At 52.0% G+C, this 20,607-nt stretch carries 19 protein-coding genes; 7 read left to right on the forward strand and 12 right to left on the reverse strand.

What is annotated here, in order from left to right:
- Positions 1-45: 45 nt before the first annotated feature.
- Complete coding sequence (gene tcdA / locus CX650_RS09615; protein ID WP_101095675.1) at positions 46-891, reverse strand: tRNA cyclic N6-threonylcarbamoyladenosine(37) synthase TcdA; 846 nt, start codon at positions 889-891, stop codon at positions 46-48.
- A gap of 638 nt (positions 892-1,529) precedes the next feature.
- On the opposite strand from tcdA, the gene CX650_RS09620 reads away from it, so the two are divergent.
- Positions 1,530-2,609 carry a porin gene (locus tag CX650_RS09620; protein WP_101095676.1) on the forward strand — a complete coding sequence of 360 codons (1,080 nt, stop codon included), beginning with the start codon at positions 1,530-1,532 and terminating at the stop codon, positions 2,607-2,609.
- A gap of 113 nt (positions 2,610-2,722) precedes the next feature.
- On the opposite strand, the gene CX650_RS09625 is transcribed toward CX650_RS09620, so the two are convergent.
- Complete coding sequence (locus tag CX650_RS09625) at positions 2,723-3,379, reverse strand: thiopurine S-methyltransferase (RefSeq protein WP_101095677.1); 657 nt, start codon at positions 3,377-3,379, stop codon at positions 2,723-2,725.
- Between the two features lie 435 nt (positions 3,380-3,814).
- Here CX650_RS09625 and rarD point away from each other — a divergent pair, with 435 nt between their 5' ends.
- Positions 3,815-4,708, forward strand: coding sequence for an EamA family transporter RarD (rarD, locus tag CX650_RS09630; RefSeq protein ID WP_071476749.1), 894 nt, complete (start codon positions 3,815-3,817; stop codon positions 4,706-4,708).
- Here rarD and mnmC2 read toward each other — a convergent pair.
- From mnmC2 to CX650_RS09655, 5 genes are all read right to left on the reverse strand, one after another.
- Positions 4,694-5,404, reverse strand: a complete 711-nt coding sequence (mnmC2, locus tag CX650_RS09635) for a tRNA (5-methylaminomethyl-2-thiouridine)(34)-methyltransferase MnmC2 (RefSeq protein ID WP_028779528.1) — start codon at positions 5,402-5,404, stop codon at positions 4,694-4,696. The two genes, rarD and mnmC2, sit on opposite strands and share 15 nt — an antisense overlap.
- A gap of 92 nt (positions 5,405-5,496) precedes the next feature.
- The gene (locus CX650_RS09640; RefSeq protein ID WP_101095678.1) at positions 5,497-6,234 is read right to left on the reverse strand and encodes a DsbA family protein; all 738 of its coding nucleotides are present in this window, start codon (positions 6,232-6,234) and stop codon (positions 5,497-5,499) included.
- 11 nt (positions 6,235-6,245) lie between these two features.
- Positions 6,246-6,773 (reverse strand): protein disulfide oxidoreductase, encoded by a 528-nt coding sequence (locus CX650_RS09645; protein WP_071476747.1) that lies wholly within the window; start codon positions 6,771-6,773, stop codon positions 6,246-6,248.
- Positions 6,770-8,857 carry a protein-disulfide reductase DsbD family protein gene (locus CX650_RS09650; protein WP_101095679.1) on the reverse strand — a complete coding sequence of 696 codons (2,088 nt, stop codon included), beginning with the start codon at positions 8,855-8,857 and terminating at the stop codon, positions 6,770-6,772. The genes CX650_RS09645 and CX650_RS09650 overlap by 4 nt, the downstream gene beginning before the upstream one ends.
- 62 nt (positions 8,858-8,919) lie before the next feature.
- Positions 8,920-9,324, reverse strand: coding sequence for a hypothetical protein (locus CX650_RS09655; protein WP_071476745.1), 405 nt, complete (start codon positions 9,322-9,324; stop codon positions 8,920-8,922).
- A gap of 196 nt (positions 9,325-9,520) precedes the next feature.
- Here CX650_RS09655 and CX650_RS20370 point away from each other — a divergent pair, with 196 nt between their 5' ends.
- From CX650_RS20370 to CX650_RS09665, 3 genes are all read left to right on the forward strand, one after another.
- Positions 9,521-9,655 carry a PH domain-containing protein gene (locus CX650_RS20370; RefSeq protein WP_167388637.1) on the forward strand — a complete coding sequence of 45 codons (135 nt, stop codon included), beginning with the start codon at positions 9,521-9,523 and terminating at the stop codon, positions 9,653-9,655.
- 502 nt (positions 9,656-10,157) lie between these two features.
- On the forward strand, positions 10,158-10,406 hold the full coding sequence (hipB, locus tag CX650_RS09660) for a type II toxin-antitoxin system antitoxin HipB (protein WP_039034961.1): 249 nt from the start codon (positions 10,158-10,160) through the stop codon (positions 10,404-10,406).
- Positions 10,406-11,707: a type II toxin-antitoxin system HipA family toxin gene (locus CX650_RS09665; RefSeq protein ID WP_101095680.1), complete on the forward strand. Its 1,302-nt coding sequence runs from the start codon at positions 10,406-10,408 to the stop codon at positions 11,705-11,707. Before hipB ends, CX650_RS09665 begins: the two co-directional genes overlap by 1 nt.
- A 140-nt stretch (positions 11,708-11,847) precedes the next feature.
- Here the strand turns inward: CX650_RS09665 and CX650_RS09670 are convergent, their stop codons facing one another.
- Positions 11,848-13,215, reverse strand: a complete 1,368-nt coding sequence (locus tag CX650_RS09670) for an L-cystine transporter (protein ID WP_039034959.1) — start codon at positions 13,213-13,215, stop codon at positions 11,848-11,850.
- Positions 13,216-13,518: 303 nt separating this feature from the next.
- On the opposite strand from CX650_RS09670, the gene CX650_RS09675 reads away from it, so the two are divergent.
- Together CX650_RS09675 and CX650_RS09680 are read left to right on the forward strand one after the other, a co-directional pair.
- Entirely contained in the window at positions 13,519-15,546 is a 2,028-nt protein-coding gene (locus CX650_RS09675; protein ID WP_101095681.1) for a S9 family peptidase, read from the forward strand.
- A gap of 263 nt (positions 15,547-15,809) precedes the next feature.
- Positions 15,810-17,561 carry a sensor domain-containing diguanylate cyclase gene (locus tag CX650_RS09680; protein ID WP_101095682.1) on the forward strand — a complete coding sequence of 584 codons (1,752 nt, stop codon included), beginning with the start codon at positions 15,810-15,812 and terminating at the stop codon, positions 17,559-17,561.
- Here CX650_RS09680 and mtgA read toward each other — a convergent pair.
- The 4 genes from mtgA to CX650_RS09700 all read right to left on the reverse strand — a co-directional run bounded on the left by mtgA (position 17,545) and on the right by CX650_RS09700 (position 20,443).
- On the reverse strand, positions 17,545-18,261 hold the full coding sequence (mtgA, locus tag CX650_RS09685) for a monofunctional biosynthetic peptidoglycan transglycosylase (RefSeq protein WP_267962955.1): 717 nt from the start codon (positions 18,259-18,261) through the stop codon (positions 17,545-17,547). The genes CX650_RS09680 and mtgA overlap by 17 nt on opposite strands.
- Positions 18,262-18,563: 302 nt before the next feature.
- Positions 18,564-19,211 carry an esterase/lipase family protein gene (locus CX650_RS09690; protein WP_101095683.1) on the reverse strand — a complete coding sequence of 216 codons (648 nt, stop codon included), beginning with the start codon at positions 19,209-19,211 and terminating at the stop codon, positions 18,564-18,566.
- Entirely contained in the window at positions 19,211-19,636 is a 426-nt protein-coding gene (trxC, locus tag CX650_RS09695) for a thioredoxin TrxC (protein WP_039034956.1), read from the reverse strand. Before trxC ends, CX650_RS09690 begins: the two co-directional genes overlap by 1 nt.
- Before the next feature lie 66 nt (positions 19,637-19,702).
- The gene (locus tag CX650_RS09700) at positions 19,703-20,443 is read right to left on the reverse strand and encodes a sporulation protein (RefSeq protein WP_101095684.1); all 741 of its coding nucleotides are present in this window, start codon (positions 20,441-20,443) and stop codon (positions 19,703-19,705) included.
- Positions 20,444-20,607: the final 164 nt, after the last annotated feature.

Consider the following 20,607-nt stretch of genomic DNA (forward strand, 5'->3'; position numbering starts at 1 on the left):
ATCCAGACACCTGCTGCATTAGACTCAGATCATGTTTTGTGCTGTTTATTCAGGCTTCGCATTATCGCCTGGATTATTGGCTTCCTGCGCCAAGCGCGCCAACACCCGGCTGGCTGCCACAAAGCCAAAGCTGCCGGTCACCATGGTCACGGCACCAAATCCCGAGGAGCAATCCATTCTCATGCTGCCTTCGACACCAACCTTGGTGGAACAGACACTGCCATCCGTCTGGGGATACTTGAGGTGTTCACTGGAAAACACGGCATCAACAGCAAACCGCCGCTGTGGATTCTTGCTGAAACCATACTCTTTACGCAGCAAGTTGCGTACCTTGGCCAGCAATGGATCCTGAAAAGTCTTGGCCAGATCCGTTTGCTGGATCTGGGTTGGATCTGTCTGACCGCCGGCACCGCCAATAGTCACCAACTTAATCTTATTGCGTTTGCACCAGGCGATTAAGGCCGCCTTGGGCTTTACCGCATCTATGCAGTCCACCACAAAGTCTATGCCCTTGTCCTGTGCCAGATACTGACTCAGATTATCTGCTGCAATAAAGTCTTCTATTTCATCCACCCGGCATAGAGGATTAATCGCCTTAATCCGCTGCGCCATCACGGCGACCTTGGACTCGCCTATGGTGTCTGCCAAAGCATGGATCTGACGGTTGGTATTGGTCACACACACATCGTCTAGGTCCATCAGGCTGATGTGCCCTATTCCACTGCGGGCCAAAGCCTCTGCAACCCAAGTGCCGACGCCACCTATACCTATCACCATTACATGAGCCTTGGAAAAGGCTGCCAGTGCAGCAACACCATATAAACGGGCAATGCCGCCAAAGCGCTGTTGATAGGCTTCGGACTCCAGCAGTTCTGTGTCTGTATCTTGCATAACTTGGTTCCCAATTATCTTCGGCGGCATTTTAGCCGAATACCCGGCTATCCCCAAGCCGAGTAAGAGAGTGTGTATATCCCGGGTGTGTTTTGCTTGGGCTTATGGATATAAACGGCTTAGTAAATGCAGAGCTTCTTTTAGGGATAGATAGGGCATCATGGAGTGAACCGGGACAGCTAGTTGGCTATATAAGGCAGAGTTTGCCACTGGCCGGCTTGGGTGCCTAAATGAGAACCAGAGCACATAAATATCATTTTTATGATGAAAAATTTCACTTTTATTAAAACTTCATCTATCACTAATTTACAATTTGATCTATTAAAAATAACCAGCTGATACAGTCCTTCATACTGCAAAGTTATCTTTTTATAGCGAAAAGATGATTATGCTGATTTTGTGAACAATGGCGGTTGAATAGTTTCTAACCGAAATGGACATTTTGGTCACAGATTAAGGCTTTTCCCACAAGAATGGGGCAAAAAGTTTGATCTAGGCCACAATCTTGAGCAAACAAAACTGTAAGAATCAGCGCAGCTTTGTGACGGACAGGATGTCCGCTACAAATCCAGGAACACTCGTTTGTTAAATAACCATAAATACATGGAATAGAACTCAGGTTCTAGGGAGCACAACACATGAAGAAGACCCTTATCTCTGCGTCAGTAGCAACAGTTCTGGCCGCAGCCTCTTTCGGTGCACTGGCTGATGGCCCAACTCTGTATGGCCGTCTGGATCTGGCTGTTACTAACTCTGACCAAGGTAGCACACTTCAGACTGGCACTAGCGGTGTGAAAGAAGGCGAAAATGGCACTTATATCGAAAACAACTTCTCACACCTGGGTGTAAAAGGTTCAGAGAAGCTGACTGATGGTATAGACATCATCTATCAGATGGAGTTCCAAGTAGAGAACACTTCTGGTTCTGGCGACACTTTCAAAGCCCGTAACACTTACCTGGGTGCGAAAGGCAAATATGGTACTGTACTGGTCGGTCGTAACGACACAGTATTCAAGCAAGCTGAAGGCGGCGTAGACGCATTCGGTAACACCAACGCGGATATCGACCGTATGGTTGGCGGCCAAGTTCGTAGCGGTGACGGTGTTTGGTACTACTCACCAAAGATCGCTGACCTGATCACTCTGAACGCCACTTACCTGATGGATGATAATTACCAGACAGTTAAAGATCCTAATGGTAATGTTGTTGAAGCTGATGAGCTTTACGCTCTGAGCGCCACTATCGGTGACAAAAAGCTGAAAGCTCAGAACTACTATGCTGCCATCGCCTACAACAAGGGAATTGGTGGTATCGATGCATACCGTGCCGTAGGCCAAGTTAAGCTGGGTGACTTCAAACTGGGCGGTCTGTTCCAGAACTCTGAAAGCATCGTTGACGGTTCTGACGACAACAACACTTACTTCGTGAACGTAGTTTACAACCTGAACGGCGTTAACCTGAAGCTGCAATACGGTTATGACGAAGCCGGTTTCGGTAAGTATTTCCAGAACATCGGAGTTGATGGCACTGCTGTTAAGACAGCTTATGATGCCGAAATCACCAACATCACTGTTGGTGCCGACTACCGTGTAGCCAAGTCTACTCTGCTGTTTGCTCACTACGCAAACTACCAAGGCGAGTTCAAAGACACTAATGGTGCTAAGTTTGACCTGGAAGACGACAACGTATTCACCGTGGGTGTACGTTACGACTTCTAATCTCTGTTGAGATAGTTGTTGAACTAAAGGCGACCTCAGGGTCGCCTTTTTGTTTATCGAGCTTTTAACCAAGCGCTGTTCACGCCTTCAACGCTTATCTTCGCCAGAGAAACTTATTTACGTTTCAAAAGATAAGCACTCTCGTTGAGCCAAGGCACCTCTTTGGCAATGAACCTGGGGTTATCGGCCAACACATCGGCTTGCTCCAGCAGAGTGACCTCAAACCACTGGCTCATATGCTCCCTTATCCACTCCCGGGTCACACTGAATGGCGGCCCCTTGAGCATATCCTGAGGATATTCCAGAGTGATCAACAGGCCACAACAACCAATCGGCAACAAGGCAGCCAGCTTGGCGGCATATTGCAAACGCATCTCCTCAGGCCAAGCGATTAACGCTGCCCTATCGTAGAAAGCACCTACCGACGCCAATTGCTGAGCCTGTAATGCAAACAAGTCGCCTTGTAACAGGGTCATCTGTTCGCTGGAAAAAGCCTGCAGTTCGCCAAAGGCTTTTTGTTGATACGCAAGGCGATTCTCTTCAAAGAACTGCCTTACCGCCAACTCGCTCAGTTCACAGCCGAGCAGATCATGGCCCTTCTCGGCCAAATAACACATGTCCAAAGACTTGCCACAAAGTGGAACAAAAACCTGCTCATTGCCCCTAAGCCCGAGTGTGGACCAGTAGTTTACCAAGAAGGGGTTAATATCCTGCTGGTGAAAACCTATCTGCTGTTTGTGCCAGCGTTCATGCCAGAATCCGGGTTCCATCTATCCATCCTGTTCATCAGAAAATCTTGATACTCTAGCGACTCGAGTAACAGATGCAAAGTCCAACAGGTGTAAAATAATAGTCTCAGATAAAAGAATAGCCTCACAGTTTCAGACTGAAAGACGCACCAATACTCAGCTTGAGTGAATCGATGAGGAGCAGAGTTGGCTGCCCACTTTCCCCGACTCACTCTGTCTGTTCGCCATCAAGAACGCCGCCCTTTCCCCAAATGACCAAGATCATTTTGAAAGCTCTGAGGCCAATCAAAAAAGGCACAAATAGAGTTTAAAAGTCCGAGAATGAATTCTCTCGCAGCGGGCTGGGTTTAAAGAATGAAAAGATTTTTTAAACAGTGAGTTAATTCACTTCCCTTTTATAAAGGCCATGCCAGAATAACCGCCATATCCGAGTATTGTGTTGTTTCGGTGACAATCATGTCCAGCTCTCTCAAGGGAAACGCTCTGGCGGCCTTCTCTTTCGTGCTTTGGGGAATATTACCCCTCTACTATCAATTGCTGCCGGATGCGGCCATCTTTGAGTTGCTGGCCTTCAGGGTCATCTGGTCTGTGCCCTTTATGCTGCTGGTCTTTGTTCTGCTGAGACGACCGTTACCTGCCTTTGGCGCGCTGTGGCGTGATAAACGCTCATTGCTGCTGTGCTTTGCCGCCGGGCTTATCATGTGTATCTCCTGGGTCAGCTTCACCTGGGCCCTGACCCATGGTCAGGTACTGGCGGCCAGCCTGGGATTCTTTATCAACCCTCTGTTTGCCATCGCTCTGGGGGTACTGTTCCTCGGCGACAAGCTGAGTAAGGCGCAACTGGCCGCGGTGGTACTGGCCATTGCCGGTATAGGCTGGCAGGTATACCAATACGGCAGCTTGCCCTGGTTGTCTCTGGTGATGGGCAGCTTTTTTGCCCTCTACGGGCTGCTGAAAAAGTTTATCCGCTTTGACTCCTTCACCTCGGTTACCCTGGAAGCACTGCTGCTGACTCCCTTTGCTTTGGGCTACCTCTGTTATCTGCTGGGCACAGAGCAAAGCGCCGCACTGGCTGGCGGCAGCGAAGGCATTATGCTCTATATCGGTTCGGCGCCCGTGACGCTGGCGCCGCTGATCCTATTCAGCCTGGCGCTGAGATACACGAGTCTGTCCATGGTGGGTTTGCTGCAATACATTGAGCCCAGCCTGCAATTTTTGCTGGCGGTGGTTATCTTTGGAGAGGTGTTTGACGAGGTGAAACTGGTGAGTTTCTCCCTCATCTGGGCCGGACTGCTGCTGTGCTCGCTGGAGGCCTTGCCCGGCCTGCGTCGCAGCTTAAAGCGGGTCTAACTTCCAGGCGCGGGTCATCTCGCGCTTGCCCAGGGCTCCCGGGTAAGCTTTTACCTGAAAACCGGCGGCCTTGAGATCTCGCTTGAACTGACCATTGGCGCAGTAAGACACCAATAAGCCGCCCTGCTCCAGCAACCCATAACACTTTTTGAAGTTATCCAGCGCCCACACATCCGGCTGCTTGCTGGGGGCGAAGGCATCGTAATACACCAAGTTGAAGGGTTCGCCCTGCCATTCGAGCTGCTCCAGTTTGCCCTTGACCTTACGCAGCACAAAACCCGGCATGACTTCCACATCCTGATCCCAGGGGGCGGCGTGCAAGGCATCGAACAGCGGCGCATACCAGTCGGGTAGCATGCCCTTGTAGTTCAGCCCCTCAATCAGCTCGGCGGACAAGGGATAAGGCTCTATGGTGACATAACGCACCGGCAGCGGCGCCAAGCCACTGTGCTGACGCGCCTTTGTCAGCTCCAGCACCTTACCCAGGGTCATGAGGGCATTGAGCCCGGTGCCAAAGCCCACTTCCAGAATCGCCAGATGGTCAAAGTCCTGCAACACCTGCTCGAGCCCGGCATGGATAAACACATAACGGGATTCGGCCAACGCCCCCTTGTGGGAGTGGTAGGTCTCATTGAGCTCGGCATTAAATAGAGTATGTGACCCGTCTTCGGTCAGCTGCAGGCTTACGTGTTTCATCTCGACTCTTAATCATCTGTGCGGGGAAAGCCGGGGCGCTCGCCCCGGCGACGGGCAATTATCCCAGAAAGGCGATAACGGCCGCAAGCCAATTACCCTTGGCGCTCCAGCACCTGCTGTACCACGGCCTTGAGGGTGGCATAGTCGATATAGCCGGGGATCACTTCATCACCTATGAGCAGTGTCGGCGTGCCGCCAAAGCCCAGTTCAGAGAAGACTCTCACATTGGTATGCATCAACTCGTCGGCGCGGCCGCTGGGCTTGAGGTATTGTTCAGTGCCCGTGGCCTTGGCGACCTGCTGCAGTGAATTCTCTGTGTGCATACCATTCTTGGCCATCAAGAGTTCATGTACCCGGGGGAAATCCTTGCGATCCTGCTGCCAGACTTCGAGGGCAAAGCCGCCGGAGGAAAGCTCAGTGCCCTGGGCCTTTATCTGCCTCAATGGCACAAACACATTGACCACCTGCAAGTTTGGAAACTCCTTTAAAAGCTTGGCAAATTCCAGTTCCATCCGCTTACAGTAGGGGCAGTTGTAATCGGTAAACACCACCAGCTGTAACTCGGGCTTACTGCTGCCCATAATCGGCATCTGCGGGTTGTTGAACAACCAGTCCTTGTGCTTGGCCAGCGCTTGCTGCTGCAACTGCCGCTGCTCCACATAAGACTCTATGCTGCCGAGCACGCCGGGAATGATCTCCGGATGCTTGAGCAAAATGCTGCGGATCTGCCCCAATTGCTGTTCCTCTTGTTGGCTCAGCTGCTGCTCTGCCGCCTGTAAACTGCCGCTGGCCGCCAGCAGCCAGGCACTCAATACTATCCAATACTTCATCTTGTTATTCCTCAAATTAAATTCATTTTTGTCAGCCAGAGTCGCAGCCAGATCCCCGGCCAACTTGTGACTCCTGTGGTGCTGCTGCGGATTTCGCCCTGATAAATAAACAAGAGCGTCGGTGTCGCCGACACTCCAAGGGAGCGCGCCAAGGCGCCGCTGGGATCATTGACTACCTCAAAGCCGTAGCCCTTGTTTTGCAGGTACTGCTTGACCTGGGTGTTATTGCCCGATTGCAGCGCCACAGTCACCACCTGCTCGCGGTCACTGAAACCATCGACAGTGCCGGACACCAAGGGGCAGACGCCACACCAACTGGCCCAGTAGTACAAAATAACCGGGCGCTCCATACTCATGGCGGCGATATCCAGTTGGCTGCCGGCCAGGCTCTGAACCGTTTGCAGTGGCAAGGTTTCCGGCATCTCGCGGCTGCGAAAAGCATCGAGGGCAACACTCACCACCAGAATGAATAGCCCATAGCCAAGCAGGGTCTTGAGCCATTGAAGCCCCTTGTGGGCCGGTTTATTTTTCTGGGTCATTGTCTGCTCTCCGCTTCGGCCAAGGCCGCCAATACCCCATCGCTACTGAGAATTACCGGTAATGGATTACCGGCGGGGGTTCCCGGGCCATAGACCTGATTGAAAGGCACCCCAAAGCGGCCATTGGCCTTGAGGTAGGCGGTAATTTCCTCGCTGGGTTTGGTCCAGTCACCACGCATCAGCAGCACTCTGTCATCGCCAAGGGCATCATAGACAGGGTTTTGCAGCAGCACTCCCACCTTGTTGGCCTGACAGGTAATGCACCAGTCGGCCGTGACATCGACAAACACTGTCTTGCCCTCATCGACCGCCTGTTTAAGCTGCACCAAATTCAGCGGTTGCCAATGGTGATCCGAAGGCAGCGGGCTGACCCAGGCATCCCGTGTCAGATAACCTACCCCGAGCGCCAGGCTGGCAAACAGAAAACTGCCGCCAATGGCATACACCATTACCTGAGTGCCGTAACGCTTGCCCAGCAGTCCCAGTGTCAGCAGCAACATCAAGGCGCCCAGCCCCAAGATGACCGCAACGGAGAAGAAGCTTTGCAGCAGACTCAGTAGCCAGAGACAGGTTGCCAGCATCATCAGCGCGAACACAGGCTTGACCCAGTTCATCCAGCGCCCGGGCTTGGGTAAACGCTGCGCCAACGTCGGCCACAACGCCAGCATCAACCAGGGCAAGGCCATTCCCAGCCCCATGGCGCTGAAGAGGGCAAACAGCATGGGGTAGTCGGCGCCGAGAGCGAAAGCCACCGCAGTACCGAGAAACGGCGCGGTACATGGCGTAGCCAGCAGTGTAGCCAGCATCCCCTGCAACAAGTGGCCGAGGCGCGAATCATCACCGGCACCGGCCAGGCGGGTTTGCCACTTGGAAGGCAGGTTGATTTCAAACACCCCCAGCAGATTGAGGCCGAAGCCCCAGGTCAGCAGCACCATAAAGCCGATAAACCAGGGCTGCTGGAACTGTATCCCCCAGCCCAGCGACTGACCGGACAACTTCAGCAAGCTAAGACCGGCGGCAATCAACCAGAAGGACAGCAAAATACCCAGTGCCGAAGCCATAAAATGGCCGCGAACCTGACTGCGACTGCCCTGGCTGCTCATCATGACTCCGTGCACCTTCATGCCCAGCACAGGCAATACGCAAGGCATGATGTTGAGAATAAGGCCGCCAGCCAGCGCCATCAGAAACAGGCTCCACAGCGGCAGGCTCGGCTGCGGCTTGGCAACATGCCCTGTGGCGATGGCGCCGCTCAGTTCGGCCGAAAGGTGTGTGTCGGCCAGGTGAATCAGCAGCGGCTTGCCCTCCAGCTCCGGCGTTCCCAGCCAATGTTTGACCCCGAAAGTGGCGATCAGCCGTTTGCCATCTGTCTGGATCTGCGGCCGGGAGAAGATCAGCTCACTGACTGTCTCATCCTCGCCGAACAGAAACAGATCTGCCTGCTGCCAGGGGCTAGCAGCCTCTATGGCCAGTTGCAGCAACTGCTGTTTTTCATCCCAGACAATCGACTGCAATACCGCGCCGCCATTGCCCTGTGGCACCCTGGCCATCGCCTCGCCCCACTGGTGCAAAAAGCCATCATCGGCCTTAAGCCCGGCGGCCTGACCGCTCAGCTCCACAGGGTAATCGGTCAACACACAGACATTGGTGCAGGAAGACAGGGTCAGGGTGCCCTTGAGCCGAAACGGCTGCCCGGGATCCTTGAGGCGAATAGTCAGTGGAAACAGGGTATCGCCCTTGTAACCCAGAGTTTCTATGCCCTGCAACACATAGCGCTGCGGCAACGGCCAGTGCCAGTCGACCGTGGCAATATTCTCCGAGGCGGACCAGTCCAGAGTCGGCGGGATCCCGCCTTCCCCCGGCGCGCGCCAGTAGGTTTTCCAGTCGCCGCTCAGGGCCACATCCAGCAAGGCGTTGAGCTCACCGACTTGGCCGGCATCGACATCGGCCAGTGTCAGTTGCACCTTAACCGGAGGATGATCCGGGTGCTTGAGCCAGCCACTGCTCAGCGGCTCTGCCAATGCAACTTGGCTGAGCAGCATCAGACATACCGCGAAGGCATGCCATATTCTTTTTAAATACATGAAATTAGCTCCAAAACAAAACATCAGAACCCGGTGTTAACCGGCAAAAGTTCAGGATGTTTTCATTCCAGATACACGCACAACACTGAGTGTCGCCTTCGTTTGGAGACTATGGGGTGAGAGAGATAAACACTGAAAGGTCGGGTACTGCCGAGCCAGTTGAGCAACAGCAGAAACAGCAACAGGGCCGTGAGTCCCAGTTGCAGTACCACAGGTTGCAGGTTCAGCATATGGGAAGACAGATGGCAGGGCTCTTCATTGAGCTGCGCCTTACCCGCATCATTGGCGTGAGTCGGCGCAGTATCAACACCAAGTTGCGTCAGTTGATGCTGAGCCTTGAGCGGGCAGGAGCCAAACAGCGAAAGCTGCTGACCAAAACAGAGCAGAATCACCAGCAGACTGATGATCAATGACACCAGCGCCCTGTCTCTGAGGGAGAAGCGGTTAACACCGAGTGAAAACCCCATGCTGCACTTTGCTCTGTATGGCCCAAGAATGCCGATAGGGTTCCATGATTGACGACAAAGGTCAATCCTGAAACCGTTACTGTAACCAATCCTTGCTTGCCATCTGCGCCATTGGCAGGATAATTCCCCTACCAAGCCTCGGTTTTCGGCCCCAGATGCAGCTTAAACCTCTTACCCAAGGCAGATACTCCCATGAGTGGCAATCAGACTTCCCTCCGGTGGAGCGGGTACTGCTCAGTTGCGTCAGCGAGCAGCGCCGCTTTGCGCCGGGCGCTTCGATATGGATGCCAAACTCAAGCTGTGTATCTCAGGCAAGCCAGAGCCCTGGTAAAAGAGCGCCAGCGCGGCACTGATATGGCGAATGAGTGCCAACTGACTGCAACAATAAAGACTTGAGCGAACACGCCGACCGACCCTGCCAATCTAATAATGGAAAAGTAAAAAAGATTGGTGATCAGGTGTCAGTTGTTCATTTTGGCGTGAGCTCCAATAAGTGAGGATGGCGGAATTATAACCGTCTGAGACAACAAAAATCCAACTTGTCCCCTTTGGGGTTTGTCCTTTGGGATAAGAGTGCGGATCAAAACTAAACAGGATGCTAGAGCAGTCTATGACTCAACTAAATATCATTGTTCCTTCTGACTTCTATTGACTAAATATCCTCAATAGCGGATATTTAGTCACTTATACCCTAATAGGTATAAAGCAGTATTTATCCCCTGGTAGGTATAAATCAGCATTTATCCCAATAAAGGGATAAATGCTAGCTAATCCTCTAGTGGGGATATGAGATAACTTTAAAATTCATCTCTAATCATTGAGGGCTGGAACTAATGATATATAGTCCAAAGCAACTCGCAGATATGATGCTACTGATACGCCAAAAGAATGGCTGGACTCAGTCAGAGTTAGCGAAAAAAGTCGGTATAAAGCAAGCGACGATCTCGAACTTCGAGAACAACCCCAACAAAACAACGCTTTCTACCTTCTTTAAGCTTGTACAAGCTATGGATCTAACATTGAGTATCCAAGAAAAAACACAGCTGACTTCGCTAAATGAAAATGATGATGAGAGTTGGTAATGCAAAAGCTAATAGCATACATGAATGGTGAACTTGTTGGCACCTTGGCGAAGCATAAGAACGGCGCTCACACTTTTCAATATGATAAGGACTGGATAACCAATGCGAAGACTCGCCCACTGTCACTGTCTTTAAAGCTTCAATTACCGACTATCACTTCCGATGCCGTTATCAACTATTTTGACAATCTCTTACCAGACAGCCCACAAGTCAGAGATAGGATCGTTGCAAGGTACAAAGCCTCATCCAAACAACCATTTGATCTCTTAAAAGCAATCGGAAAGGATAGTGTTGGTGCAATTGCATTACTTCCTCCCGAACACCCCTATAAAAAAGAGCCACTCAGCTACGAAGTATTGGATGACAAGAAACTAGAGGCGATTCTTTCTGCATACAAGTCTGATATTCCCCTCGGGATGCTCAAAGAGGAAGAAGACTTTAGGATCTCAGTGGCAGGTGCTCAAGAGAAAACTGCACTCTTATTCGTTGATGGACAATGGTGTATCCCGAAAGGAAACACCCCAACCACTCACATTATCAAGCTGCCAATAGGCGAAATACAACAAGCTAACGCGACACTGGATCTCAAAGATAGCGTAGAAAATGAATATCTTTGCATTGAGCTAGCTAAAGCTCTGGGATTCGCAGTTCCCAGCGTCAATATAATCAAAACAGACAACCTTAAAGCTTTAGCTGTAGAACGATTTGATCGACGCTGGACAAAAGACAGAGCAGGCTTGCTACGCTTACCTCAAGAAGATATTTGCCAAGTGTTTGGTATGCCATCATCCATCAAATATGAATCTCAAGGTGGCCCAGGTATAGCACAGATCATGGAGTTATTAATGGGTTCAAGTAATGCACTTGAAGATCGATATAACTTCATGAGATTCCAGGTATTTCAATGGATCATTGGGGCTACGGATGGACATGCTAAAAACTTTTCTATCTATATTGATAAAGGAGGTAGCTATCGACTCACTCCATTCTACGACATTTTGTCTGCCTACCCATTGTTGGGAGGAAAAGGACTCAATATTAGACAACTTAAGCTCGCAATGGGGTTGAAAGCCACAAAAGGCAAGAAGTATGAAATCAATAAAATCCTGCCTCGTCACTTCTTAGATACTGCTAAAGCTGTGAATTTTAGTCAGGATAAGATGCAAAGAATAATGGATGAAATGAAAGGTGCGTTACCTGAGGCAATCTTACAAGTAAGGGCGAATCTACCGGAGGGTTTTCCAGAGCATATCTCCAACTCCATTTTTGAGAATGCCAAGAAAATAATTAAAAAAATCTAGCTATAAGATATTAATTTTAAATGCTATTTCCATAAGCGGATGCGGGTTAATGTCCTTTTGAAGTAAGATTTTCATTACCTGTGCCAATCTAAAAAAGGATGCCGCAGCATCCTTTTTATCAAGCCGTTAGCCGGAGCAACTTACTGCTGTTCGGCCGTCTGGTTTTCCGTGGTTTGCTTCAATAGCCGACTGGTCATGGTACCGGCGGTCATGGAGCCGGATACGTTCAAGGCGGTACGCGCCATATCAATCAGCGGCTCGATGGAGATCAGCAGCGCCACAATGGCCACCGGCAGTCCCATGGCAGGCAGGACAATTAACGCCGCAAATGTTGCGCCGCCACCGACACCGGCGATCCCGAAAGAACTGATAGTCACTATGGCAATCAAGGACAGCATGAAATGCAAGTCCAGTGGATCTATGCCCATGCTGGGCGCCACCATGACAGCCAACATCGCAGGATAGATACCGGCGCAGCCGTTCTGGCCGATAGTAGCGCCGAACGAGGCCGCCAGATTGGCAATGGCCGGCGGCACATTCAACTGGGTCACCTGAGCCTCGACATTCAATGGAATAGTCGCCGCCGAACTGCGCGACGAGAAGGCAAAGGTCAGCACGGGCCAAATTTTACGGAAGTAGTCCAGCGGGCTGACGCCTACCATGGCCACCAGTATGCCGTGAACAACAAACATCAGCAGAATGGCGACGTAAGAGGCCAGAATAAAGCCCAACAAATTGAGCATATCGGCGCCGCTGGAAGAGGCGACCACCTTGGCCATCAGCGCGGCAATACCATAGGGGGTCAACGCCATAATCATCTTCACCAAGCGCATAACAATCGCCTGTGCACCTTCAACAAAGGTCCGTATGGGCGATTCCAGTTGCTCTTTCTCATGCATCACCTTGCGGGCCGCTATCCCGAGGAGGATACCGAAAATCACCACGGCAATGATGGAAGTGGAACGGGCACCGGCCAGATCGGCAAAAGGATTTACCGGAATAAAGCTCAGCAGCATTTGCGGTACAGTCAGATCGGCAATCGAAGCCGCCTTGGTATCCAATACTGCCATTTGCGCCGTTTCCCGGCTACCGGCGATCAGCCCCTCGGCAGAAATCCCAGAGATGGAAGTGACCAGAATACCTATCAAAGCCGCTATGGCCGTGGTCGCCATCAGAATAAATATGGTCAGGGAGGAGATCTTGCCGAGCGAGCCGCCCTTATCCAACTTGACCACTGCCGCGACCATGGACACCAGTACCAGGGGCATGATCACCATCTTCAGCAAGGCCACATAGCCACCGCCGACTATGGCAATCCAACTGAGCGTCTCTGCAGTGACCGGGCTATCCACGCCAAAGTATGACTGCATCAGGAAACCATAGGCACTGCCGAGGATTAAGCCGATCAGCACCAGACGGGATAATTTGTGCTCTTTTTGCTGTTGGTGAAACAGAATAAACAGAACGCCGAGAAATACCGCAATGGCTGCGATAACTGCAATAGACATATGGAACCTTATACGGGAAACGGTATATAGAGAGAGAATCTACCGCATAATAAGCGCTAGTTTAAGCACGACAAAATATTAAGTTATTATTCTTTATAGCCTCTGATTATAAATGACCTGGCTTAACCCCACACAAAACGGCCAAATTTCACACGATACCGTACCAGCGCTAACAGAAAGTTACACAAAATAATCCCATCAAACCGTGCCCGGATAAGCTTGTTTTCATCATCCGGAGATATACTCCCGAGGCAGCCTTCGCTGCCAAATATAATAACTATCTGTATCTAAAGGAGACTTTCCGTGAAGAAGGTTGGAACTCTATTACTCTGCCTCTTGATGCCACTGGCATCGGCGTGGGCAGAGCCGGGCAAGCCCTTGTCGGTTGAGCTATTGTGGCAACTCAAGCGTATCGGTAGCCCGGTAGTATCGCCCGGCGGCGAGCATATCATCGCCCCCGTGACCGAGTATGATGTCAAGGCCGACAAAGGGTCGACCCAACTTTGGTACTTTGATGCCGATGGCAAACATCAACGCCCACTGACTGCCGCCGGACTCAAGGTGAGCAACCCGGTATTTTCTCCCGATGGCAACACTCTGGCCTTTGTCAGCCAGCGCAATGAGGACGATGCCGGGCAGATCTATCTGCTGCCGATGAATGGCCCGGGTGAAGCCCAGCGGCTGACCGAGGTGCCTACCGGCGTGTACGGCATCAAATGGGTAGGTAACCATCTCTATTTCATCAGCAATATCTTCCCCGGGCAGGACTGGAAGCAGATGCAAGAGCAGCTGAAAGCCGACAAGGACAACAAGACCTCGGCCAAGCAGTGGAATGCCCTGCCCTATGCCCAGTTCGATCATTGGCTGGATGAACGCCGTCAGGCGCATGTGTTCCGAATTCCTGCCAAGGGCGGCGAGATAGAAGCCATTACTCAAACACTGGGCCATGAGCTGCCTCGCTCGAGTCAAAGCGCCGGCAGCTATGATGTGTCTGCCGATGAGAAACTGATCGCCTTCAACGCCTACGGCTCCGACAACCGGGTCGATCCCAAGCTGGATATCTTCCTCGGCAAGATAGGCGCAGACAAGGCAGAAAACCTGACACCGGACAACGAAGCGCCCGATAGCCGCCCAAGCTTCAGCCCTGACGGCAAGACGCTGGCCTTCACTCGCCAGAAGATCCCGGGTTTCTATGCCGACACCTCCAGGCTGATGCTGCTGGATATCCACAGCCGTAAGCTCAAGACCCTGACCGCCAATTGGGACAGATCTGTGTCTCAGTTCAGCTGGACGCCGGATGGTAAAGGCTTCTACGCCGCCATTGATGATGCCGCCACCAGCCGTATCTATCATATTGATGCCAAGAGCGGCAAAGTGAAGGCGATCACCAAGGACACCAACTATGGTCAGCCGCAGATAGGCAAGAAAGGCACCCTGATTGCCCTCAACGACAGCTTCCTTTATCCGGCGCGACTGCTGGCGATCAATCCCAAGAACGGTAAAGGCCAAAGGCTGGAGCAGTTCAATAATGAACTGCTCAAGGATGTGGATCTGGGCAGCTATGAGTCTGTGACCTACAAGGGTTACAACAACCAGGATATCCAGATGTGGGTGCACTACCCACCGGGTTTCGATCGCAGCAAGAAGTACCCGCTGTTTATGCTGGTACACGGCGGCCCACACAACGCTATCAGTGATGGTTTCCACTATCGCTGGAACGCCCAGACCTTTGCCTCCTGGGGTTATGTCACCGCCTGGCCCAATTTCCACGGTTCCAGCGGCTTCGGCCAGGAGTTTGCCGATGCCATCAACCCGGACTGGAAAAACAAGTCTCTGGATGATGTCCTCAAGGCAGCCGACTGGTTTGAACAAAAGAGCTGGATCGACAGCGATCGCATGGTGGCCGGTGGTGCCAGCTACGGCGGCTATCTGACCTCCATCATCCTCGGGCAGAAACATCCGTTCAAGGCGCTGTTGATCCATGCCGCCGTGTACGACATGTACTCCCAGATGGCTTCCGACTTCGCCGTGCACAGCACCCGCTTCGGCCATTACTGGGAAAAACCGGAGATCTACCAGTCGATTTCACCCCATTACTTTGCCGCCGGTTTCAATACACCGACCCTGGTGAGCCATGGTCAGCTGGACTACCGGGTGCCAGTGGGGCAAGGTTTTGAGTTGTTCCGCACCCTGCAAAGCCGTGGAGTGGAATCGCGGATGATTTATTTCCCCGATGAAAACCACTGGATCATGAAGCCCAACAACTCCATCTATTGGTATAACCAGGTCAAAGACTGGATGACCCATTATGCCGAGCCGGGCCCACGTTAATCGCCGATAATCGGCATCCAAGCAAGAAGGCGACTCAGGGTCGCCTTTTTTAGTGCCAAAAATGAGCCTAAATATAAGCTGCAACAACTAAATGAGGCGCTATCAATCCATCACTCAATAATTTTCCGAACTTCAAGATACTGTCATTCAAACAAGAAACCGCATAACAAGCGGTATTGCTGGCGACACTTTTTATCCTTGGGTACCATTGAACAATAAAGAAGCGCCTGGACATGCCGGCGCCAGGGAAAATGGATACCTGAATGGAATTGAGATACGCGTTGCTGTGCCTGTTTTTGCTACTAACCAGCCTAAAACTATTTGCATTAGAGCAGGTTAAGCTTCCCGTTATTAATATAGAACAAAACAGCGTCGCGCTCGAAGAGTTCAAAATCGGCTATTTTATTGATAACAGCCAGAACCTTGGCTTTGAGCAGGCACGCCAGAAACCTTTCGGCGTAACCGATAATGTCACCACTTTGGGTACCAACGCCAGGGTCACCTGGTTCAAGCTGATACTGCACAATAGACTCTCGCAGGAAAAGCCGCTGTTGTTGCACCTGCCCCATGCCTACCATGTGCAGCAAATCGACATCTATGAAGAAAGCGGCCAACAACTGCAGCGACACGAGCAGTTGGATCTCGAACAGGCCGCCGACAACCCACTTATGTATCGGGGCACAGTGGTCTACCCACTGACTCTGGCGCCAGATCAGATAACAACCTTGTATATTCGTAGCCACGCTTACTCCCATCAATGGTTTGCCATGACACTGATGGATGGAGAAAATTCGCGGCGCGCTCTGGTGAGTACTCACTATGATATTGCGCTTATGGTGGGGATGTTGCTGGCGCTGGTGTTCTACAACTGCCTGCTGTATTTCGCCAGCAGCAAGAAAGAGAACATCTACTATTCGCTGTACCTAATCTCCGGTCTGGTGTGGATTGCCTTGTCCTATGGCCTAGTCGCCAGCGTGTTCAACGCCTACGGCTCGAACGTCTTCATGCTCAATCTGTCGCTGCTCACCATGCCGATTTTCCTGCTGCTGTTTATGACGGCTATCTTCGAAACCAGGCAGTTCTACCCCACAGAGCACAAGGTGTTGCAATTGTTGTTGTTGCTGCTATTTGCCATTCTGATTTGGGGGCTGTTTGATATCTCAGCGGCACTCAAACCCGCCAGCAGTATGGCGGCAGTCATGATGTTGGTAACCTTCTCTGTGAGTATCTCCCTCTATCGCAAGGGCAATCCTCTGGTGAAATACTTTCTGGTGGGCCACAGCTTCTTCGTAATCTTCAACGGCATAGCCGTGCTCTTCTACAAGGGCTTGATCTCTCCGAGCTACCTCAGCAGTCATGGAGTCGGCATAGGCATTATGCTGGAAGCCCTCACCCTGGCGTTTATCATCTCCTATAGGATCAAAATTCTTGAGGATATTCGCGCCTCGCAGGAAGAGCTTAAACGCCAGGCGGCCACCGACCCTCTGACCAAACTCTATAACCGGCGCTATTTCTATTCCGAAGCCGACTATCAACTTAAGCTGGCCGGCCGCAATGGCGAGGCTATCTCTGTGCTTATTCTGGATATAGACAGTTTCAAACAGATCAACGACAACTTTGGTCATCACTTGGGCGACAGGGTGATAGTCGCCCTGGCCAAATTATTGAAACAACACTGCCAAGGAGCCGAGATGGCGGCCCGTTTCGGCGGCGAAGAGTTCGTGATCTTGCTGCCGGGAGCCACACTAAACCAAGCCTTGCATCGAGCCGAGCAGCTGCGCCTCAATGTCGAAGCTATGCAACTGACCGCCGACACGGGAGACAAGATAAGTTGCACCATAAGCTTGGGCGTGGCCGAGGTTGAAGTTGCAACAGAATCGATAGAAGCGGCCGTCAAACGAGCCGACCACGCACTTTATCAAGCCAAAAACAGTGGTCGCAATCGGGTCGTCGCCAATTCAAGCGCTAGCGACCAAGGGTTAAATACCGACATTGAAATCAATCCAGGTCTTTAAGTGTTTGCAGCCCCAATTGCCGCATCTGCTGCTGGATCCAGTCGGCGCGGCGGTTCATGTAAGCACTGGGCGGATTGATTTGATATTGCCAGGGATTGGGTAACAAGGCGGCCAGCAAGGCCGCCTCGCGGGACGACAACTGAGCGGCGTTCTTATGAAAATAGTGTTGCGCCGCCGCTTCAACGCCGTAGATCCCCGGGCCGAATTCAACAATATTCAGATACAACTCAAGGATCCTGGGCTTATCCAACACCGCCTCCAAAAGCAAGGTGAACCAGGCTTCAGCCCCCTTGCGAATAAAGCTACGCGAAGACCACATAAACAGGTTCTTGGCGGTTTGCTGGCTCAAGGTGCTGGCGCCTCTGAGGCGCTCTCCCTGAAGTTTATCTTCTATGGCAGTCTGAATCGCCTTGAGATCAAAACCGGAATGAAGGGCAAAACGCTGATCTTCACTGGCGATCACCGCCAGCTGCATATTGGCAGATATCTGAGTCAGCGGCTGCCACTGATGCTGCACCTGGTGCTGTACCTGTGTTACCGGCGCCGGTGGAAACCAATAGCGTTCAATACGCCAGCTCCACAGCGGTGGGTTAACAAACTTAAGGGCAATCACCATCAGCAGAGACAGTATCATCAGCCCCAACAACAGTTTTATCAGCCAGGCCGTCAGTCGCCTAAACCATCCCTTTTTCGCGGCCAAATTCGCTCCTGATAAATAAGCCCACCTGAAACTGAGTGCATCTGAAACTGAGTGCACCTGAAACTGAGCGCACTTGAAACTGAGTGCATCTGAAACTGAGTGCACCTGAAACTGAGTGAGCCAGGAAACCCTCTGTGAATAATAATTGAGTATTTTGCCAGGTGCGAACCCGGCCCAAAATTCCAATCTGTAAGCTTATCCGGCGCACCAGAGAAACTCAGCGGCCCTCATTTCCCCTTAGCCAGAGCCCTTAGTCAGAGTCCTTAGCCAAGGTCTATTAACCCTAGCTTATTAGTCAGCGCTCATGAGTCAGCGCCAAAGCGGCCGCACTCAAGAAAGCTCTGTACCGCCGCCAGCGTATCCTGATGCCAATGTATGGCCTTATGGCACAGGGGCAACACCAGCCAATCACTGGCATCATCACAACGGGTAGAAGCCAGGGGTACCCGGCCATCGGACTCGCCGTCAATCAAGGCACCCAAGGGATCCTGAGTCCCACTGCCGGCGATGATCCCAAGATGAGCCCGGCTATCCATGCGCCAGCTTGCCCAGCGCTGCCCCGGCAACAGAGATTGCAGCGGCTGAAATAGCCGGGAATATCCCGGAAGCTTATCGGCCAGACTCGCCAGCGGTGAACCATCATGGGGCGTGGCAATAAACACACTGTGACCCACATTGCCGGGCGGTTGCTCTGCCAGCAGTTGCCGGACGATTAAGCCTCCCATGCTGTGAGCCACAAAGTGCACTCTGGGATACTGCTGCCAGTTCTGCTCATCCAGCGCCTGGCGCAAGGTCACTACCGCTTGTTGCAGTGAGCCGAAACGGGTGGGCAATCTGGGGCACAGGATCCTGTATTTCCGGGCCAGACCTTGGGCCAGAAACCCCATATCACGTTCATCTTTATTGAAGCCATGCACCAACACTACCAAGGCTTTGTTGCTATCTAGCATCAAGCAGGCTGACTCTTGAGCCACTGCTGAAATGCCTGTTTGGGCATAGCACCGGCCTGCTGGGCTATCATTCGGCCATTTTTGAACAGCATTATGGTCGGAATGGAGCGGATCCCATACTGGGCCGCCAGCGCTTGCTGAGCCTCGGTATCCAGCTTGCCGAAACGAAACTCCGGCTCCAGTTCGGCAGCGCTCTGCTCGAATATGGGAGCAAACTGTTTGCAAGGGCCGCACCAGCCGGCCCAGAAATCCACCACCAACGGCAGCTCTGACTTATGGGCATGGTTGGCAAAGTTGGCATCAGTCAGTTCTACTGGAAGGCCTTGAAACAAAGGCTGCTTGCAGTGGCCGCACTTAGGGCCTTGAGACAGGCGTTCTTCCGGCACCCGGTTCATTCCAGCGCATTGGGGACACGCAATCAACATAGGACTCTCCTCTCAAGCGGCGTTATCGCCGCACACTGTAAAATAGGGGAACGATATTAAACCGATTCAAGTCAGATGAGGTCGCAACGCAGCCAATACCTGAGGATAATCGGCCTGATTATCCAAGGTCAGACTCAGATAGCCATCGCCGCGAAAAGCCCGGTCCAGCTCCAGCAAGATATGGGTTTGCTTTCCGGCAGGTACCAGGGTGAGCTCCACTTCACGCAAAAGGCGGATCCCAAGCCCTGCGGGCACAAACTCCAACTCCTGATAGCAACCTGAACCACTGCGAAACCCAGAGGTGTTGATATAGCCTTGCTCGACATCGGCTTTTTTAAGGATAAAGCCCAACTCTTCCATGGCCTGCAGCAGGTGCAGCAACAGCTGGGTAGGCTGGATCTGCAACAGATCCTGATCGCCCGGATCTATAGCGTAATCTATCGCCAGCCCGGTTTGCAGCCAGACCCGGCATTGATTGTTACGCACCGGCAACTCGGTAAATGGGGTCTCAGGATGCAACTGACCGATGAAAGGCAGTTCTCTCACCTCTCCGGCCTGAAGTTCAAAGCCTTCGCTGATACGCCAGCTGGCCAGACAATGATTGATAAAATGACTGCTGTCGCCATCACTGACCTTAACCCGAGTCATAAGGGCCAGCTCCAGGCCGGCAATACTCTGGCTTACCTCGCCGCCCTTGAGCACGATTCGGGCTTCGAAGGTTTGCCCTGGTTGCAGGTTGGCATTGAGTAAACGGGTATCGACACTGGCGCCACCAACGCCAACTGCAGCGAGTAATTTCTTAAACATCCTCTGTTCCTGATTTACTTAAAAGGCCTTGCCGCATTTAAGCCCCTTTTCTTCGGCGAGTAAAGGGTGGGCGCATCGGCTGTAAATTCCCAAACCCAATAAGCAGGCAGCAACGAAATCATTCTGAGCCAGTTAAAAACCAGAAGCTGACCAAATCACGCCCT

Source organism: Shewanella indica, from assembly GCF_002836975.1.
In the GTDB taxonomy this organism is placed as follows: Bacteria; Pseudomonadota; Gammaproteobacteria; order Enterobacterales; family Shewanellaceae; genus Shewanella; species Shewanella indica.

What these genes read in the sequence shown, in the direction of transcription:
- tcdA (WP_101095675.1), bottom strand. Translation starts at nt 891, where the DNA reads ATGCAAGATACAGACACAGAACTGCTGGAGTCCGAAGCCTATCAACAG.
- CX650_RS09620 (WP_101095676.1), top strand. Translation starts at nt 1,530, where the DNA reads ATGAAGAAGACCCTTATCTCTGCGTCAGTAGCAACAGTTCTGGCCGCA.
- CX650_RS09625 (WP_101095677.1), bottom strand. Translation starts at nt 3,379, where the DNA reads ATGGAACCCGGATTCTGGCATGAACGCTGGCACAAACAGCAGATAGGT.
- rarD (WP_071476749.1), top strand. Translation starts at nt 3,815, where the DNA reads ATGTCCAGCTCTCTCAAGGGAAACGCTCTGGCGGCCTTCTCTTTCGTG.
- mnmC2 (WP_028779528.1), bottom strand. Translation starts at nt 5,404, where the DNA reads ATGAAACACGTAAGCCTGCAGCTGACCGAAGACGGGTCACATACTCTA.
- CX650_RS09640 (WP_101095678.1), bottom strand. Translation starts at nt 6,234, where the DNA reads ATGAAGTATTGGATAGTATTGAGTGCCTGGCTGCTGGCGGCCAGCGGC.
- CX650_RS09645 (WP_071476747.1), bottom strand. Translation starts at nt 6,773, where the DNA reads ATGACCCAGAAAAATAAACCGGCCCACAAGGGGCTTCAATGGCTCAAG.
- CX650_RS09650 (WP_101095679.1), bottom strand. Translation starts at nt 8,857, where the DNA reads ATGTATTTAAAAAGAATATGGCATGCCTTCGCGGTATGTCTGATGCTG.
- CX650_RS09655 (WP_071476745.1), bottom strand. Translation starts at nt 9,324, where the DNA reads ATGGGGTTTTCACTCGGTGTTAACCGCTTCTCCCTCAGAGACAGGGCG.
- hipB (WP_039034961.1), top strand. Translation starts at nt 10,158, where the DNA reads ATGATATATAGTCCAAAGCAACTCGCAGATATGATGCTACTGATACGC.
- CX650_RS09665 (WP_101095680.1), top strand. Translation starts at nt 10,406, where the DNA reads ATGCAAAAGCTAATAGCATACATGAATGGTGAACTTGTTGGCACCTTG.
- CX650_RS09670 (WP_039034959.1), bottom strand. Translation starts at nt 13,215, where the DNA reads ATGTCTATTGCAGTTATCGCAGCCATTGCGGTATTTCTCGGCGTTCTG.
- CX650_RS09680 (WP_101095682.1), top strand. Translation starts at nt 15,810, where the DNA reads ATGGAATTGAGATACGCGTTGCTGTGCCTGTTTTTGCTACTAACCAGC.
- CX650_RS09690 (WP_101095683.1), bottom strand. Translation starts at nt 19,211, where the DNA reads ATGCTAGATAGCAACAAAGCCTTGGTAGTGTTGGTGCATGGCTTCAAT.
- trxC (WP_039034956.1), bottom strand. Translation starts at nt 19,636, where the DNA reads ATGTTGATTGCGTGTCCCCAATGCGCTGGAATGAACCGGGTGCCGGAA.
- CX650_RS09700 (WP_101095684.1), bottom strand. Translation starts at nt 20,443, where the DNA reads ATGTTTAAGAAATTACTCGCTGCAGTTGGCGTTGGTGGCGCCAGTGTC.